The sequence below is a fragment of the Chryseobacterium daeguense DSM 19388 genome (assembly GCF_000430825.1).
Classification (GTDB): Bacteria; Bacteroidota; Bacteroidia; order Flavobacteriales; family Weeksellaceae; genus Chryseobacterium; species Chryseobacterium daeguense.
In genome coordinates this window covers 23853-42945 of the sequence record NZ_AUMT01000003.1, presented here as the reverse complement: position 1 = coordinate 42945, position 19093 = coordinate 23853, and the positions used below count along the sequence as shown (strand labels likewise).

The window sequence follows — 19093 nt, the reverse complement described above, 5'->3', positions numbered from 1 at the left end:
CTATATTGATTCTGATTGCTGAAGATGATGAACTGATTTTAAAAGCAATGGAGCATAAATTATTGTTTTCTGGCTGTTTCTGCTGTACGGGACTGCGGTTACGTCATCTATGGATGGATAGGAGTTTATGTGCTGGGAGCCGTTTTACGCTATAAAAAAGAAAATACTTTTACAGATTACAGCATCATTGCTGCCAATCCTAATGCGCCTGTTTTCAGTCTTCTTGCGCCGGCTTTTGTCTTTAACAGCAGCAGTTCTTCAGATTGAGGATGTAGCGCTAGTCCTTTATCGATGATCTCAACAGCTCTGGGCTGCTGATCATCCAAAATTCCATGGAAGTATGCAAGGGGCTCAATGATTTGTACAACATGAAAGAGCAGGATACGGTACGTTTACAAAATGTATATTTTTATGAAAATGAAATAAAAGAATAGTTTTCTTTATTTAGATGAAAATTATTTAGCGATTTTAATTTTATATTACAATAATTAAAGTCTGCAATTACAGCAAAAAATGAATTATGAAGCTTCAAAATAAATCCAATTTCTTCTGGTCTCTGTTCATACTTTTATCCTTTTCTTCGGCATTGAAAAGCCAGGACAAATTTCCGGACGGTACAAAAATCCCGAAATGGTTTAAGGAAAATAAACCTACTGATATCAATACTTTAGGTAAAAAATACATCCTTACGGACAACGGAGTGAAAAACGACAGTACCATTCTTCAGACCAGACAGGTCCAGGCGGTTATTGATCTGGCAGCAAAAAACGGTGGTGGCGTTATCATCGTCCCGAAAGGAACATTCCTGATCAGTTCCGTGTTTTTTAAGCAGGGAACGCACCTTCATTTAGAAAATGGAGCAAAATTAAAAGGAAGCGATGACATCAGTGATTTTCCTGTTGTAACTACCAGAATGGAAGGTCAGACGGTGAAATATTTCCCGGCCCTCATCAATGCGGATGGACTGGACGGTTTTACCATTTCAGGAAAAGGAACACTGGACGGGAACGGACTGCGATTCTGGAAAGCCTTCTGGAAAAGACGTGAGTGGAATCCTAAATGCACCAATATGGACGAAATGAGACCACGTATCATTTATGTTTCCAATTCTAAAAATGTTCAGATTGAAGGAATTACTGTGAAAAATTCACCTTTCTGGAGCACCCATTATTATAAAAGTGAATTTGTAAAATTATTAAATTTAACTATCTTAGCTCCGAAAGAACCGGTAAAAGCACCAAGTACGGATGCTGTAGACATTGATGCGTGCACCAATTTCCTGATCAAAAACTGCTACATGTCCGTAAATGACGATGCCATTGCCCTGAAAGGAGGAAAAGGCCCGAAAGCCGACAAAGCTCCTGAAAACGGAGAAAACAGGAATATCATCATTGAAGATAACACATTCGGGTTCTGCCATTCTGCACTCACCTGCGGAAGCGAATCTATTCATAACTATAATATTATTTTCCGAAATTCTAAGGTGAAGGACGCATCAAGATTATTACACCTGAAAATGAGACCGGACACCCCGCAGCATTACGAATACATCACGCTCGACAATATTAAAGGAAATGTAAAAACGTTTCTGTACGTAAAAGGATGGAACCAGTTTTTTGATCTGAAAGGCGAAGAAAAACCAAAGACTTCCCAAGCAAATAATGTGGTCTTAAAAAACATAGACATCAGCTGCGAAACCGCTTTTGCCGTAGAAGCATCAGATTTATATAATTTAACAGATTTTACATTCGAAAATTTGAATATAAAGGCAATAAAGCCTGAAGAACAGAACTTAAATGCCATCAAAAATCTGCAAAAAATTAAAGTAAACGTTACCAAAGTCGCTTCTCTTGCCCAATCTTACGATAAAAAAGACGATTCCGACACTGCCCGAAAATGAGTTGTTTTTCCAAAATATTCGTTCTGTTATGTTTGTGTGTACAGTTACTGCATTCTCAGTCCAGGGAAGTTCAATTCCTGACCGAGAGGGATTCTGAGCATACTGTAGCGTGGGATTTTTGGATAAGCGCAGGCCGGAAATCCGGAAGCTGGTCCAAAATTCAGGTTCCTTCTCAATGGGAACAGCAGGGCTTTGGCTCCTACAATTACGGAAGAGATTATGTCACCTATGGCAAAAATTTTAAGTTCAATGATGAGGTAGGTGTATATAAACACAAATTTTCAGTTTCGAATTCGTGGAAAGGAAAATCGGTTAACATCGTTTTTGAAGGTTCAATGACCGATACCGAAGTAAAAATCAACGGAAAATTGGCCGGAGAAATCCATCAGGGTGCTTTTTATGAGTTTAAATATGATATTTCAGACAAATTAAATTTTGGAAAAGAAAATATTCTTGAGGTCAAAGTTTCAAAAATGTCCGCCGATAAATCCGTCAACAATGCAGAACGTCTTGCAGATTATTGGGTTTTGGGAGGGGTTTTCCGGCCGGTTTATCTTGAAGCAAACCCGAAAGAGCATATTTCATCCACAGCCATTGAAGCCAGAGCGGACGGAACTTTTCGTTCAAATATTCATTTAAAAGAAATTAATTCTGCCAATCATCTAAAAGTAGAATTATTTGATGTAAATAATAAACGGGTTAGTGAATCTCAGGTTACAATCAAAAAAGGAGATACTCTGCAACAGATTCAGTTTTCTGTTAAAAATCCAAAGCTTTGGACAGCAGAAACTCCTAATCTTTACAAAGCAAAATTCAGTTTGCTTAAAAACAGAAAAACAATTTTTCAAACCGAAGAAAAATTCGGGTTCAGAACCATTGAAATAAAAAAAGGCGACGGAATCTACATCAACGGAACCAAGATCAAAATGAAAGGCATAAACCGCCACGTCTGGTGGCCGGAAACGGGCCGCGCTGTGAGCAAAAACATTGATCTGACGGACGTTCAGCTCATCAAAGAAATGAATATGAATGCCGTTCGATGTTCACATTATCCGCCAAATAAATCATTTTTACAGATTTGTGATTCGTTAGGATTGTATGTGCTGGATGAACTGGCCGGTTGGCAGAAAAAATACAGTACGGAAATAGGTAAAAAGCTTGTAAAAGAAATGGTTACAAGAGATGCGAATCATCCTTCGATTATTTTCTGGAGCAATGGAAATGAAGGAGGACATAATTTTGATCTGGACACAGAATTTGCAAAATATGATCTTTCCAACCGTCCCGTAATTCACGCTCATCACAAGCCTGGAAATGCTTTCAACGGTATCGACTGCAATCATTACGAAGATTATTACAGTACAAAAAAGATCCTCGAAGGAGAAAATATTTATATGCCGACCGAGTTTCTTCACGCACAGGATGACGGAGGCGGCGGAACTTCTTTAGCCGATTACTGGGAGCTTCACTGGAACGCCAAAAAAGGCGCCGGAGGTTTTATCTGGGCCTTTGCAGATGAAGGTTTGGCACGTACGGATTTCAATAATCAGATTGATGTGAATGCCATTAATGCTCCGGACGGAGTTGTGGGGCCGCACCGTGAAAAAGAAGGAAGCTTTTACGCGATCCGGGAAATTTACAGTCCGGTTAAAATTAATTTAAAAATGATTTCAAATGATTTTAACGGAATTATTCCCATTGAAAATCGCTATCATTTCACGAATGTAAAGGAATGCATTTTTGAATGGAAATTAATTAAATTTAAAACACCTTTTTCTTCAGAATCAGGGTACGATATTATTCAGAAAGGAAAACCGGAATCTCCGAATATTCAGCCGACGGAAAAGGGAAATCTAAAACTGAATCTTCCATCCAATTGGAAAGAAAGTGAAGCATTAATGCTGACCGCAACAGATCCATTCGGGAGAGAAATTTACACTTGGACCTGGAAAATTTCGGCTAATGACGAAATTTCAAAACAGTTTCAGAAAACTTTAACCAAAGAATTTCCGGTTACTGTTGCAGAAAATGATTCTTTATTCATTTTAAAATCCAATGAAAAAGAATTTTCAATCGGGAAAAAAAATGGCTTATTGAAATCCATAATTATTGATAAAAAAGGGAAAAAAATAAACTTTCGAAACGGGCCCGTCTTTGTAAACGGAAAAATGGAATTATCATCTATAAAATCTTTTGCAGAAGGCCAGAATCAGTTAATTGAAGTTCGTTATAAAAACGGAAATAAAATAATCTGGAAGCTGAATCCAAATGGAATTTTAGAGTTAAATTACGAATATTCACTTTCCGGAGATTATCAGTTGGCAGGTGTAAGTTTTGATTACCCTGAAAATTACGTTATCAGCGCAAAATGGCTGGGAAAAGGGCCTTATCATGTTTGGAAAAACCGTTTGCAGGGACAGACTTATAACGTCTGGCAGAATTTAAAAAACTCTACACGGACAGGCTTTTCACCGTGGATTTATCCTGAATTTAAAGGTTATTTTGATGATGTTTCCTGGTTGCAATTGGACACGGCGGAAGGTAAAATTACCGTCGGAACAAAAGAGGAGAAGATGTTTGTCAGACTCTTTGATTTTTACGGAATTTATAGTGCGGAAGGCTATCCAAAACTGCCAACTGGAAATATTTCATTTTTAGATGCGATTCCGCCGTTGGGAACCGTTTTGGCCTTCAATATTAACGATAAAACGGAAACTTTAGGTCCGGAAAGTGAGCTGAATCATCTTAGCGGAGCTTACAAAAGAACGCTTAACTTCTATTTTGGCCTGCCGGATTCCGAAGAAGAGAAAAAGCAGTTTACAATGCCTGAAATCAATATTTTAACGGATTGATTATGAGAAACTGGATCAAAATAATAGCTCTGTTTATCTGCTCGGCAATGTTCGCGCAGCAGACTGATTTTAAATTTGATTTTGGAGGAAACAGAACGGAAAACGGCTTTATTCCCATCACCGAAACTTCAAAATTTGACTGGAAAACGGGCTACGGGTTTATGGATACTTCAGGCTTAACATCTGTTGACAGGGGCGGAAATGCTTTGACGGGAGATTTTATCACCAGTAGTAAACCTTTTTACTTTTCCGTCGTTTTGCCGGAAGGAAATTATAATATTCAATTAAGTTTAGGAGATTCAAAAGGAACTTCTGAAACAACGGTTCGTGTGGAAAACCGCCGCCTGATGCTGGATGATGTTAAAACTAAAGAAGGGGATATTATCAGGAAAACAATAACCGTTCATGTAAAAGACAGTATCATTAAAAATCAAAACGGAGAAAAAATCGGGATTGTAAAACTAAAGCCGAGAGAAAGAAAATATTTACACTGGGATAATCTTTTAACGATTGAATTTAATGACAAAGCTCCAAAAGTTAGCGCTTTGATTATTGAACCCAACAAAACAGCAAAAACCATTTATCTTACGGGAGATTCCACCGTTGTGGATGCACAGTATGAGCCCTGGGCTTCTTGGGGACAGATGCTTCCATATTTTTTCGTTCCGAATGAAGTCGTTATCGCCAATTACGCCGAAAGCGGAGAAACGCTGAAAGCCTTTGAAGACCGCCATAGAATTGATAAAATCTGGAACAAAATCAAGAAAGGCGATTATCTTTTCATTCAGTTTGGGCACAACGACCAAAAAGCTGGAAACAGCACGAAATCGGGTTACAGAAAACGATTGAATGAATGGATTTTGAAAGCCAAAGAATTGGGTGCAATTCCGGTTTTGGTCACTTCAATGAACCGCAGAGTTTTTGATGAAAACAAAAAAATTGTCAATACATTGGATGATTTTCCTGCTGCAATGCGAGAAATTGCAAAAGAAGAAAATGTATTTTTGATTGATTTAAATGAATTAAGCAAAAACCTGTTTGAAGCAATGGGGCCGGAGCTTACTAAAAAAGCATTTGTGTATTATCCTGCAGACAGCTACCCAAACCAGCCGAATGCATTGGCGGATGACACGCATTTTAACACTTACGGCGCTTATGAATTGGCAAAATGTGTGGTGAAAAGTATTGTCGATCAAAACCTGCCACTGAGAAAATATATTTCAAAAAATTATAAGGATTTTAATACAAATAAACCAGATGATGTCGAAAACTTCCACTGGCCGGAAAGTATCTTTATGGAATCTTTAAAGCCTGATGGAAATTGAAAAAACATTAAATCAAAAGATTGGATAATAATATTATAGGATAAAGAATAACGAAGAGATTCAATAGGAATAGCATCGGGTAAAACCCGGTGAAGAAATAAAATTTGGTGCAAAATATCCATTAGAAATGAAAGTTAGAAACATAGTCAGCCTCAGTTTAATCTGTTTTGTCTTCGGAAATATTTCCGCACAAACTCCCTGGCCAAAAACCACTGAAACAGCAAAACCCTGGACGCGCTGGTGGTGGATGGGAAATGCCGTGGATGAAAAAGGACTGGACAAGCAGCTGGCCACTTTACATAAAGCAGGTTTCGGAGGAGTGGAAATTGTGCCTATTTATGGGGCAAAAGGTTTTGAAAATCAATACATCAATTATCTTTCTCCTGAATGGATGAAAATGCTGCAATTCACCACCAATAAAGCAAAAAGCCTGAACATGGGTGTTGATATGTCTGTCGGGACAGGATGGCCTATCGGCGGTCCGCAGGTAAATGAAGAGGATGCGGCTGCAAAAATGATAGTGCAGACGTACACTGTTTCATCCGGTGAAAAATTTTCAGAAAAATTGATCCTGAAAGATGAAAAACAAAAGAATCTAAAATCGATAAAGCTTGATATTGTAACCGCTTACAATGAAAAAAACGAACCGCTGGTTTTAACAGATAAAATAAGCAGCGACGGTACTTTAAACTGGAAACCAACATCTGGAAAATGGACAGTTTATGCTATTTTTACAGGTAAAACCCTGCAGAAAGTAAAACGTGCCGCACCGGGTGGAGAAGGATATACCTTAGACCATTTTTCACCGGAGGCTACCAAAGATTATCTTAAAACTTTCGATAAAGCGTTCGGAAATTCAAACTATGGAATCCGTTCTTTTTTCAATGACAGCTATGAAGTCTATAATGCCGACTGGACACCGGATTTTAAAGATGAATTTAAAAAAAGAAGAGGATATGATCTGAGTCCTTACATCAAATACCTTGTGAGTAGTGAGGAAAACGATATGGCAGGAAGAATAAAATCAGATTACAGGGAAACACTGAGTGAACTGATTTTAAATAATTTTACTGAAAATTTCACAAACTGGGCACATTCCAAAAACTCAAAGAATACCAATCAGGCGCACGGTTCACCGGGGAATTTACTGGACTTATACGCTGCTGTTGATATCCCCGAATCAGAAACTTTCGGAAGTACAGTTTTTGATATTCCGGGCTTGAGAAGGGATACCGCGGATATTCAGAAATCTGATACTCCGGATATCAATATGCTGAAATTTGCTTCTTCGGCAGCAAACATTACAGGCAAACAACTGATTTCAAACGAAACTTTTACCTGGCTGACTGAACATTTTAAAACCTCATGGTCACAGGCAAAACCGGAAGTGGAGCAGGTTTTTTTATCAGGAATTAACCACGTTTTTTATCATGGGACTACCTATACTCCTACTGATGTTTCTTTCCCCGGATGGCTGTTTTATGCTTCGGTGAATTTCGTTCCGGAAAATAGCTTGTGGCCGCATGTAACGGGATTAAACTCTTATGTAGAGCGCACTCAGGGTGTTCTTCAAAGTGGCAAGTCAGACAATGAAATCCTCATGTACTGGCCGGTTTACGACCAGTGGGCGATCCCGAAAGGAAAAGATATGGCTTTCAAAATTCATAATATTGAAAAATGGCTGAAACCGACCCCGTTCTATGATGATCTGGCAAAATTGGGCAAAATGGGCTATTCTCTGGACATGATTTCGGACAAAATGATTGATAAGGCTAAAGCTTCGGATCAAAAAATTCAGGCTAAAAATAACGGATCATCTTATCAGGTATTAATAATCCCGGGATTAAATTATCTGCCGGAAAATACTTTGAAGCATATTCTTGAATTGGCTCAAAACGGAGCTTCGGTAATTTTTCAAAACGAGCCGAAAGATGTACCCGGGTATTTTGAAGTGGAGAAAAGGAGAAACACTTTGAAATCTTTATGGAAGCAAATTCCGTTTCAGAATCAGAAGGAAAACGTGAAAATGGCAGCTTTCGGAAAGGGTAAAATTGTATTAAGTGCTGATGTAGCGAAAGGATTGGAACTTTTAAATATTCAGCGGGAGAAATTAACGGATACCGGACTCAAGTTTGTGAGAAGACAATTTAATGGTGGAAAATATTATTTTATTGTAAATCATACTTCAAAAGATATAAATCAGCTGGTTCCTTTCAATTTCACCGGAAAGCAGGTGACTTTAATGAATCCTGAAAACGGAGATTTCGGAATTGCGGAGACACAGAACAATGCGGTGAAAATTCAATTGAAATCAGGGCAGTCTCTTATTCTGAAAAGCTCGGAAAATACAGATCCATCCATTTCAAAATGGAAATATATTGAAAAGACATATTCCCCGATAATGCTTGACCAGCCGTGGCAGTTAGCATTCAAAGAAGGCGGTCCCAGGCTTCCAAAATCCCGGACACTAAAAAAGTTGGAGCCATGGACAAATTTCTCAGAAGATACTGCCACACAAAGCTTTTCCGGGACAGGTGTTTACACGACAACTTTAAATTTAAAGAAAAAAAACGCAGATGATTATCTTTTAAAATTCGATAAATTATACGAAAGCGCAAAAGTGATTGTCAATGGACAGGAAGCGGGTATTATCTGGAGCATTCCGTTCGAAATTAATATTGGAAAGTATCTGAAAAAGGGGAAAAATACCATTCAGATTGAAGTTTGTAATTTAATGGCAAACAGGATCAGATATATGGATCAGAATAAAATTCAGTGGCGGAATTATCATGAAATCAATTTTGTAAATATTGATTATAAAGCTTTTGATGCATCCCATTGGAAAGTGCAGCCTTCCGGACTGGATGGTGAAATGCAACTGATTCCGGTTTATTATTCAAAGTAATTTAAATTAGTAAACTATGCAATCGATTGAATTAAATTTAAAAACTACAGCTTATGAAGGTTAGAATTAAATATATTTTGCTCGCAATCTTTTCTATACAGTTCTTTTCTGCACAGAGACAGATGGAATATCTGAAAAGAGGAATTGTGGCAGTACCCGCAGAATCTGGAGTTTTTGTAAGCTGGAGGCTGCTGGGAACCGAACCTCAACATACTCAATTTGATCTGTACCGCGTTGAAAACAACAAAAGCAAAAAATTAAACAGTAAACCGCTGCTTAATGAAACCTGTTTTTTGGATCAGACAGCAGACAAAGGAAAAAGTTACACTTATTTTGTTACTTCAAATACTCCTGATCAATCAATAGATCTTGATTCCGCGAGATATGTAGCTCATCAAAAGGCATATTTTTCAATTCCATTAAAAACGCCTTCAGGATATACGCCCAATGATGCTTCTATTGCAGATCTGGACGGGGACGGCGAGTATGAGATTATTCTTCATCAGACCGGGCAGTCGCGTGACAATAGTCAGAAAGGTTTCACGGATCCACCAATCATTCAGGCTTATAAATTGAATGGTCAGTTTTTATGGGAAATCAATTTAGGTAAAAATATCAGGGAAGGGGCCCATTATACACAGTTTCTGGTGTATGATCTTGATCAGGACGGAAAAACCGAAATTGTCATGAAAACTGCAGACGGAAGTAAAGACGGTAAAGGAAAGTTCATAGGTGATCCCACAAAAAATTATGTAAATGAGAACGGATTCATCCTTTCCGGACCGGAATATCTCACTGTTTTTGACGGACAAACCGGAGTGGAAATTAATACCGTGAATTTTCAGGTTCCAAGATTTTCAGAGAACTTGAATCCAACAGATGAACAAATGACTGAAACCTGGGGTGATGCCAAAGGAAACCGCATCGACAGGTTTTTAGGCGCAGTTGCTTATCTTGACGGAAAAACCCCGAGCATTGTTATGTCAAGAGGATATTATACCAGAACAGCCATTGCGGCGTGGGATTTTAAAGATAAAAAATTGAGCTTACGATGGCTTTTTGATACCGAAAGCTCTGAAGAGAATAAAAAATACCGCGGACAGGGAAACCATAACCTGAGTATTGCTGATGTGGATAATGACGGAAAGGATGAAATTGTTTTCGGAGCAATGACCGTGGATGATGACGGAAAAGTGCTGAACAGTACAGGCTTCGGGCATGGTGATGCTTTGCATGTCGGTGATCTGGATCCTTCTAATCCCGGATTGGAAATCTTTGATATTCAGGAAAGATTTGATGATGCAGGGGCGCATTTCAGGGATGGAGCAAGCGGAAAAGTTTTGTGGAAATTACCTTCCTTAATTTACAGCAAGCAGGGAAAACTCCAGGGTCCCGGAAGAGGATTAGCCTTAAATATTGATCCACGTCACGAAGGCTCGGAATGCTGGGCTGCCGGAGCTGGCGTGAAGGGTCTGTATGATGCTAAAGGAAAGAAAATCAGTGATAAAAGTCCTGCCTGTAATATGGGAATCTATTGGGACGGAGATTTTTTAAGTGAGATTTTAGACGGAGCTGTCGTGTCAAAATGGGATTGGAACAATGAAAAATCGAAAGTAATTTTTGATGCTAAAAATTTTCAGTGTGAATCTAATAACGGAACCAAGAAAAACCCTTCGCTGGTGGCGGATTTATTTGGAGACTGGCGGGAAGAATTGATTTACAGAAGCTCGGATAATCAGGAGCTCAGGATTTTCAGTACTGCAATTCCCACGAAACATCGTTTTTACACCCTGATGCATAATCCTCAATACCGTTTGAGTATTGTATGGCAGAATGTAGGGTACAATCAGCCGCCGCATACGGATTATTATCTGGATGAATCGGTTTCAAAAGTTCCTTCACCTAATGTAAAATCAGTCGAGCATTAAAATTTAAGCAAAATATAAAGTCATTCATTAAATTTAAATAATAAAAATATATGAAAAGAGTATTAACGAGAAGTATTGTTTTTGGATTGATCATCGGGGTTTTATCCTCATGTTCGGTTCAGAAGCAGGGAACGGTGAAGAATGTTGAGCTTCCGAATAAAAAAGAAGTATTGGAAGTTTCAAGAAGGGCCAACCAATATTTTATGAATAAATGGCCGGATACAGGCAAAGAAATTGTCGGTAAAAAAGTTTGGCCTAGCAATCTTTGGACGCGTGCTGTTTACTATGAAGGCTTAATAGCGCTTTATAAAGTTGATCCAAGAAAAGAATATTATGACTATGCAGTTTCCTGGGGAGAAAAGCACAACTGGAACCTGATGCGAGATACCTATACCAGAAATGCAGACCATCAGGCTTGCGGGCAGACTTATATTGATTTGTATGAAATCGACGGAAAAAAGAATCCCGAAAGAATAAAATTCATCAAAGCTTCTATGGACAGCATGATTGCTACTCCAAAAGCTGATGACTGGTGGTGGATCGATGCGCTGCAGATGAGCATGCCGATTTTCACTAAACTGGGCAGAATTACAGGAGAACAGAAGTATTTTGACAAAAATTACGAAATGTATGCTTTCACTAAATACAAGCATGGTGGAAATGGCCTGTACAACCCTCAGGACAAGCTTTGGTGGAGGGATAAAAGCTTTGTCCCGCCTTATAAGGAGCCTAATGGAGAAGACTGCTACTGGAGCCGTGGAAATGGTTGGGTAGTTGCGGCTCTGGCACGTACGCTGGAAGATACACCAAAATCTGACCCTCATTATCAGGAATATTTACAGGATTATAAAGACCTGCTATCTGCATTGCTTCCTATTCAGAGGGAAGACGGTTTCTGGAATGTAAGCCTGCATGACCCTACGAATTTCGGAGGAAAAGAAATGACGGGAACTGCTCTTTTCGTTTACGGAATGGCGTATGGAATTAATAAAGGATTAATCGACAGAGAGACCTATTTACCGGTTGTAGTAAAAGCATGGAATGCCATTGTAAAAGATTCCGTTCAGCCTAACGGATTTTTGGGCTGGGTTCAGGGAACAGGAAAAGAGCCAAAAGACGGCCAGCCGCTTTCCGTAAGCAAGGAACCGGATTTCGAAGATTATGGTTTAGGCTGTTTATTGCTTGCTGCAAGTGAGGTTTATAAGTTGAAATAAGAAAATATTGAATTTTTGAAGATTAATTTAATCGACTTAGGAAGAAGGAGCGTTAAGAAAATTATTTCTGAGAACGTTAAAAAAATTCTATTGTTCGAAGCGCGGCAGCAATAGTAAATGAAAAACTAGCATTGAATCCGCGCAAGTTTTAGAATTTTTAGAGAACAGAATTAATTTTTAGCGGATGATTCCAGTCTTGAACTTTTGATTCTTTTGTTTCAAGACAAAAGAATGTAAAATAATTTACCATGACACTACAAGATGCGCAATCGATTTCATATCTTTAATTTTCAAATTCAATACCAATAAGATATTATGAATGCATTATTAGGAGTTTTATTCCATTTTTTGGGAGGGTTTTCTTCAGGAAGCTTTTATTTACCGTATAAGAAAGTAAAAGGCTGGTCTTGGGAAACCTATTGGCTGATTGGTGGGGTTTTCTCCTGGATCATCGTTCCGCCGCTGGCTGCCTATCTTACCATACCCAATTTTTGGGAAATCATACAGAATGAGACTTCATCCATATTGGGATTAACGTTTTTATTCGGTGCCCTTTGGGGAATCGGAGGCTTTACTTACGGTTTGGGGGTCCGTTATTTGGGAGTAGCGCTTGGAAGCAGCATTATTCTTGGGCTTTGTATGATATTCGGATCGCTGGTTCCATCTATTTATTATGAATTTTCACCACAATCTGGTAAAGATAATATAGGCCTTATGCTTTCCAGCAAATGGGGGCAGTTTGTATTATTGGGACTTTTGGTATGTGTTGCAGGGATTATTATCAGCGGGAAAGCCGGAATGATGAAGGAAAAAGAATTGCAGGCAGATTCCACAGATCCGCACGGAGTTCAGGTAAAAACGGAATACAAATTCGGTCTGGGACTTATTGTTTCCATTATTTCAGGGGTTTTAAGCGCTTGTTTTAATTTCGGTCTGGAAGCGGGAAAACCTATGGCGATTGTTGCCAATGATCTTTGGAAAGCAGCCAATCCGGGACCTGGAGAGTTTTTATTCCAGAATAATGTTACGTATGTTGTAGTGCTTTGGGGTGGGATGGCAACCAATCTTATCGGCTGTCTTTATCTGGCATTTAAAAATAAATCTTATACGGATTATAAGAAAAAAAATGTTCCGTTTCTTGCCAATATCATCTTCTGTGCGCTTGCCGGGACGATGTGGTTCTTACAATTTTTCTTTTACGGAATGGGGGAAAGCAAAATGGGGAACGGGCCAAGTTCATGGATCCTGCATATGGCATTTATCATACTGATAGCAAATCTATGGGGTGTAATAATCAAGGAATGGAAAGGAGTTTCCAGGAAAACCATTTCTACCATTGTGGTAGGCATGATGGTGATGTTTATTTCCATTTTAATTGTAGGATATGGAAATTCTCTGCGATAAGCAGTTTGTAAGGATATTCTCTTCAGATAATATATAGTTCAATTTTATGAAGACACTGATTTTTTCGGTGTCTTTTTTAATTTAAAGCAATTTAACTCTAAAAAAAGGGTACATATTTAAAACGGGAATTTTTAATTCACGGTTTAGTTAAATATTTTACTGAATAATTGATAATTTATAACCGTTTTATTATTTATTTTAAAATATAATTCAAATATTTGCAGTTAATTATGATAAATTATGAATATTTCAATACAGGATATTGCAGGATGCCCGAATTTTTGTAACGGTGTATTTTGGTAACATAAAAATTAATATATGTCTTTGATAGTTAAACACAAGAATATAAAGCGAATAGTGTTTCCGGCATTTATGCTTTCCACAAGTTTTGTCTGGGGGCAAAAAGCGGTAAATGATACTGTAAAAAACGGTACGAGAGATATTGAAGAAGTGGTAGTTATCGGTTATGGCAAGGTTAAGAAATCAGACTTAACGGGATCTGTTTCGTCGGTTTCAGCAAAAGAACTGGCGGCTACACCGGCTATGAATGCTTTGCAGGCATTGCAGGGCAGAGCTGCAGGTCTTAATATTGTGACGGCAGGCGGTGTACCGGGAGCTGGTGCCAATGTTACGGTAAGAGGAGGTTCTTCCATTACTCAAAGCTCGGATCCGCTTTATATTGTGGACGGTTTTCAGCTGGATAACGCTTTGAATGTAATCAACCCTAATGATATCGAAAGTATTGATGTACTGAAAGGTGCTTCTGCAATCGCTATTTACGGAGCAAGAGGTTCCAATGGTATTATTGTGATTAAAACTAAAAGCGGTAAAAAAGGAAGAACGGTTATTAATTATAATACCTTTATGTCATTTGACATGCTTTCCAAGAAGCTGGATATGGTTTCGAACTCTGAGCAGTTTGTGAAATATCAATATGAGCTGGCGCAGCTTCAGGGGAAAACAACGCAGTGGAGTAATGTTTTTGATAACAGCTTAGGAACAGATACACCGGGCTTTTATACAGGAGCATATAGCAGGATTGCCAACCGCTACGGATCTGCCTACGCACTGGACTGGCAGGAAAGAATGCTTGGAGGAACGGGAGTAACCCAAAACCACAACGTAAATGTTTCTGCCGGAAATGACAAAACACAGGCATTCATCAGCTATAATTATAATAAGCAGGATGGTTTGCTTCAGAATTACAGTGAAACGAGAAATTCATTACGTGCCAATATCAATTCAGAATTGTATAAAGGAGTAAGGGTAGATTTCAATACAATGTTTACAAATAATTCCGTAAACGGGGGAGGAGTTTACTCCGGAATGAAGAAAATCCTTCTTCAGCCTATTAACGGAGGAACATTATTTACTGAGGATCAGTTGTTCAATACTCAGACTTTCCCGGATTATTCAGCTTTAGATTCTGGTTTTGATACGGAAAATCCATATATAGAAACACAGGCGTCTACTTCAAACAAACGTACAAGAACATTCGTAGCCAACGCCGGAATTGAATTTGATTTCTTAAAAAACTTTACGTGGAGAACGGCAGGGCAGTATAGCTGGATAAACACCAAATCAACTACTTTCTCAGATAGGAATTCCCGTGCGTTTCTTACAGATCCTATAAATACCGGAATTAACGGAAATATTGCCAATGGAGAATCTTATCGTTATCAGATCACCAATACTTTAAATTATAATAAGACTTTCGGGGAAAAAAATAAATTGAATGCTTTAATCGGAAACGAAATCTGGTATGAAGAATCAGAAAACAGCAGTATGAGGCTTATTAAGTTTCCTTATCCGAATTTCGGACTGGATGATATTGCAACTGCAACAGTAGCTGATAAAGATTCAGATAGAGACAGTAACAGCTTACTTTCTTATTTTGCACGTGTGAATTATAATTATGATAACCGTTATTTAATTACGGGAACAATACGTGCCGATGGTTCTTCGAAATTTAAAGAAGACGTTCGTTGGGGATATTTCCCTTCTGTAGCGGGAGCATGGCGCGTTTCTCAGGAAAATTTCTGGCAGGGGCATAAAATAGATAAGATTGTTAATGACTTTAAGCTAAGAATTGAGTATGGAGTTACGGGTAACAATGGCGTTGCTAATAATCTATGGAGAACCAATGTTTTACTTACAGATTATCCTATTAACAATACAGTAGGGCTTCCTGCATACGTTACAGGTGCAAACTGGGGAAATCCAAATCTTCAATGGGAAGAGCTGAGAACAACTAATATCGGAGTAGATTTAGCGTTTTTTAATAACAGAATTAAATTGACTTCTGAATGGTATAACAACAATGTAAGCAAAATGTTGCTGGAAAGTATACTTCCTGTTTCTTCAGGATATTCCAGACAATATCAGAACATCGGAGCTATGAGAAACAGAGGGATGGAATTCACTTTAAATACAGTGAATTTAAAATCAGAAAATTTCAGATGGACAACAGACCTTAATATTTCTTTCAATAAATCCAAAGTTCTTTCCCTTGAAGACGGACAAAGCTATAAAACATTCAGTGTAGGAGGAAGCAGAACGGGAATGGTGACTTACTATGCAACGGTAGGAGAGGAACTGGGAGATATGTACGGATATATCTACCAGGGAGTCTATACTACGGATGATTTTACCCAAAACCCGGACGGATCTTTAACCTTGAAACCTGGTGTTGTAAAACCTTCTTCCGGAACACCTAAGCCGGGAGATATGAAATTTGCTGCAGATAACGAAGCTGGAGACCAGTTCACAAGGAAAATGCAGAAAATCGGAAACGGTACACCGGACTTTATCGGGGGAATCAGTAATAATTTCTCTTACAAAGGCTTTGATTTAGCTGTATTTATGAAATTCAGTGTTGGAAATGATATCTATAATGCAACCAAGCAAAGTTTAAGCCCTTATGCAATGTTCCAGAATGTTCCTACAGAATTCGGAAACAATTACTATCATTTAATTGATCCGAATACAGGGCAGGCAACTACTAATCTTGTCAGATTAAGAGAGCTTAATCCTGATGAAGGCTCAAGAACATGGAGCTTAAGCAATACAAACACTTCGAATATTACATATCCATCATCTTATTACGTAGAAGACGGTTCTTATTTAAGAATTGCCCAGATTACATTAGGATATTCTTTCCCAAGAGAATTTTTGAATAAAGTGATGCTTACAAATGCCCGTATTTATTTTACGGTTAATAATGTAGCGACTATTACCGGTTATTCAGGGTACGACCCGGAAGTTACGGCAGCAAGCGGCGTAACTGTTACGCCGGGATATGACAGCTCTACATTCCCACGTTCAAGAAGCTATGTTCTTGGTCTCAATTTAACTTTTTAATATTTAAATCATGAAAAACAAATATAATACTCAAGCGTTTTTAAAAAAACTAGTCATACTACCGTCGGTTTTTGTTGCTGTTCTTGCTACCAACTCGTGTAGCAACGACTTCCTGGATCAGCCTGCCTATAATTCATTGGATACAGAATCGGTATTTAATAATATTGATACTGCAGAAATGTTTGTTTTAGGCTGTTACAGAGGGATTATTCCAACTGAAATGTATTATCAGCTAGGCGCCGGAGATACTGTAATCCACTCTTCTGAAGACGGTTCTACAAATAATTCCAAATATAATATTGCCAATTATCAGTACGATGCCTACACACCGAATACAGTAACAGGAATTTATTCTGCAATGTATGCGGTTATTGAAAGAACAAATATCGCAGTAAGCGGTCTCAGCAAAATGGAAGCAAGCACAAAACGTGATGCTCTACTGGCTGAAGTAAAAGCAATTCGTGCATTTTGCTATTATAATTTAATTCGTGTTTACGGGGATGTTCCTTCGGTTTTTAAACCTTTGGACGAGATGGATCAGGCTGATCCCAATACATTGTATCCGAAACGTACTTCAAGGGACGAAATTTATGACCGAATTATTGCGGACCTTCAGGAATCGGTTCCAAATATCCCGAATTTTGCTCAAAGCGGATATTCAACTACAGAACGTTTAACAAAACAGGGGGTAAATGCTTTATTGGCCAGAATTGCTCTGTATGCAGCGGGATATTCTCTTCGTTGGGATCTGAACACAGGAAGCGGGGCAATGATGTCACGCAGAAGCGACAATAATAGAATCCAGCAATTGTATCAGATTGCAGATACTGCCTGTGCGGCTATTATTAATGGTGGAACCAATTCATTAGTTCAGGCTCAGGGCGGGAAAAGCGGTTTTGAATATCTGTGGTATAATTTCTGTCAGAGAAAATTCTCGGCAACCAATTCGGAAATTCTTTGGCAGATCGCCGAATACGGACCGAATACAAATTCAGCTTTTGGAGTTTATGCACATCCTGGATCCCGTGGAGGTACTTACGGATCTCGTAAAGCCTTACAGTTTATACTTCCTAGCTATTATTTATCTTTTAACCAGGGAGATACACGTAGAGATGTTTCTTGTACTTCATATAGTATTTATTTCTTAAATAACGGTAATGCAAGTGATAAATGGGTAGATGTAGGAACTACATATTCATGCATCATGCCAGGGAAATTCAGAATCGGATGGTGTGTTGAGCCGCAGGCTGCAGACGGGCGTAACTTAAATATTCCATTATTAAGATATTCCGATGTGCTATTAATGTATGCTGAAACTCAAAACTATCTGAACGGTGGACCTACTGCTGCGGGAACAGCTGCTCTTATGCAGGTAAGAAATCGTGCAGGAATTGGTAATGTACCAGCTCCTACAGGCCAGCAGGCTTTTGAATCTGCTATTGTTCAGGAACGTAAATGGGAATTTGCAGGAGAGTTTAATCTGCGTACGGACTTAATCAGAATGAACAGGCTAGCAAGCGAGATCGAAGCTACAAGACAAGCCATGAAAAACTTATCAAACCGTACAGGTCAGTTTGCCGGCACACCAGTATATCGTTTATATAAATATCACCAAAATGCACAGGTTTACGGAGATCCGTTCTTGGCAGTTACCTATATTGAAATTACAAATCCTGCGGAGATTGCTACTATTTTAAATGTTCCTACTAACTCAGCAAATTATGCTGCTTATCAGACTGCATTGGCAGCTATTGTTACGGCACACGGCCAGACTGTGGCAGCGGGTGACAAATGGTATCCTGTAAATATGTTCCAGGCATACACAAGTACATTCAACGGAAATGCAAGAAAAGCAGTAGGGTTTACAGGCGGATTTAATGCGCTTCAGATCGGAAATATTATCTACACAAAACCTACCGGTTCAGCAGAAAACGGAGGAACTTACCCGAACTGGATCGAAGGCGGAGGAGATGGACTTTTCTACGGATTTGTACCGAATAAAACAGAATTGCTTCCTTTCGCGGCAGCTTCTGCAGGTCATCCTTTAGTTGATAACCCAAACCTTACCCAACTTCCTGGATATTAATTAATAACCAGTAAAAATAAGTTATAATACCAAAGTTTTTTATTAACACTTTTAGAACACTTAAGCTTCAAAGTTAAAATCACTGAAAATAAAAGTTCACACAAGAAGAATCAAAAATT

The 19093-nt window shown here is 38.6% G+C and carries 10 protein-coding genes; 9 read left to right on the top strand and 1 reads right to left on the bottom strand.

Annotation, left to right across the window (positions count from 1 at the left end):
• Positions 1-176: 176 nt before the first annotated feature.
• The gene (locus H560_RS23085) at positions 177-326 is read right to left on the bottom strand and encodes a hypothetical protein (protein ID WP_162143849.1); all 150 of its coding nucleotides are present in this window, start codon (positions 324-326) and stop codon (positions 177-179) included.
• Positions 327-520: 194 nt separating this feature from the next.
• On the opposite strand from H560_RS23085, the gene H560_RS0104675 reads away from it, so the two are divergent.
• The 9 genes from H560_RS0104675 to H560_RS0104635 all read left to right on the top strand — a co-directional run bounded on the left by H560_RS0104675 (position 521) and on the right by H560_RS0104635 (position 18974).
• A complete protein-coding gene (locus H560_RS0104675) occupies positions 521-1900 on the top strand; it encodes a rhamnogalacturonidase (RefSeq protein ID WP_027378974.1) in 1380 nt (459 codons plus the stop codon).
• Positions 1901-1932: 32 nt separating this feature from the next.
• Positions 1933-4752, top strand: a complete 2820-nt coding sequence (locus H560_RS0104670) for a glycoside hydrolase family 2 protein (RefSeq protein ID WP_228372419.1) — start codon at positions 1933-1935, stop codon at positions 4750-4752.
• Between the two features lie 2 nt (positions 4753-4754).
• The gene (locus H560_RS0104665) at positions 4755-6077 is read left to right on the top strand and encodes a rhamnogalacturonan acetylesterase (protein WP_027378972.1); all 1323 of its coding nucleotides are present in this window, start codon (positions 4755-4757) and stop codon (positions 6075-6077) included.
• Positions 6078-6204: 127 nt separating this feature from the next.
• The gene (locus H560_RS0104660; RefSeq protein WP_027378971.1) at positions 6205-8982 is read left to right on the top strand and encodes a glycosyl hydrolase; all 2778 of its coding nucleotides are present in this window, start codon (positions 6205-6207) and stop codon (positions 8980-8982) included.
• 53 nt (positions 8983-9035) lie between these two features.
• Entirely contained in the window at positions 9036-10910 is a 1875-nt protein-coding gene (locus H560_RS0104655; protein WP_027378970.1) for a rhamnogalacturonan lyase, read from the top strand.
• 50 nt (positions 10911-10960) lie between these two features.
• Complete coding sequence (locus H560_RS0104650) at positions 10961-12124, top strand: glycoside hydrolase family 88/105 protein (protein WP_027378969.1); 1164 nt, start codon at positions 10961-10963, stop codon at positions 12122-12124.
• 315 nt (positions 12125-12439) lie between these two features.
• On the top strand, positions 12440-13528 hold the full coding sequence (gene rhaT, locus H560_RS0104645) for an L-rhamnose/proton symporter RhaT (protein WP_027378968.1): 1089 nt from the start codon (positions 12440-12442) through the stop codon (positions 13526-13528).
• A 318-nt stretch (positions 13529-13846) separates the two neighbouring features.
• Positions 13847-16888 carry a SusC/RagA family TonB-linked outer membrane protein gene (locus H560_RS0104640; protein ID WP_027378967.1) on the top strand — a complete coding sequence of 1014 codons (3042 nt, stop codon included), beginning with the start codon at positions 13847-13849 and terminating at the stop codon, positions 16886-16888.
• Positions 16889-16898: 10 nt separating this feature from the next.
• Entirely contained in the window at positions 16899-18974 is a 2076-nt protein-coding gene (locus tag H560_RS0104635) for a RagB/SusD family nutrient uptake outer membrane protein (RefSeq protein WP_027378966.1), read from the top strand.
• Positions 18975-19093: the final 119 nt, after the last annotated feature.

Bases quoted from the DNA above. Each gene is read 5' to 3' on its own strand.
- rhaT (WP_027378968.1), top strand. From the start codon at position 12,440: ATGAATGCATTATTAGGAGTTTTATTCCATTTTTTGGGAGGGTTTTCT.
- H560_RS0104665 (WP_027378972.1), top strand. From the start codon at position 4,755: ATGAGAAACTGGATCAAAATAATAGCTCTGTTTATCTGCTCGGCAATG.
- H560_RS0104655 (WP_027378970.1), top strand. From the start codon at position 9,036: ATGAAGGTTAGAATTAAATATATTTTGCTCGCAATCTTTTCTATACAG.
- H560_RS0104650 (WP_027378969.1), top strand. From the start codon at position 10,961: ATGAAAAGAGTATTAACGAGAAGTATTGTTTTTGGATTGATCATCGGG.
- H560_RS0104675 (WP_027378974.1), top strand. From the start codon at position 521: ATGAAGCTTCAAAATAAATCCAATTTCTTCTGGTCTCTGTTCATACTT.
- H560_RS0104640 (WP_027378967.1), top strand. From the start codon at position 13,847: ATGTCTTTGATAGTTAAACACAAGAATATAAAGCGAATAGTGTTTCCG.
- H560_RS0104660 (WP_027378971.1), top strand. From the start codon at position 6,205: ATGAAAGTTAGAAACATAGTCAGCCTCAGTTTAATCTGTTTTGTCTTC.
- H560_RS0104635 (WP_027378966.1), top strand. From the start codon at position 16,899: ATGAAAAACAAATATAATACTCAAGCGTTTTTAAAAAAACTAGTCATA.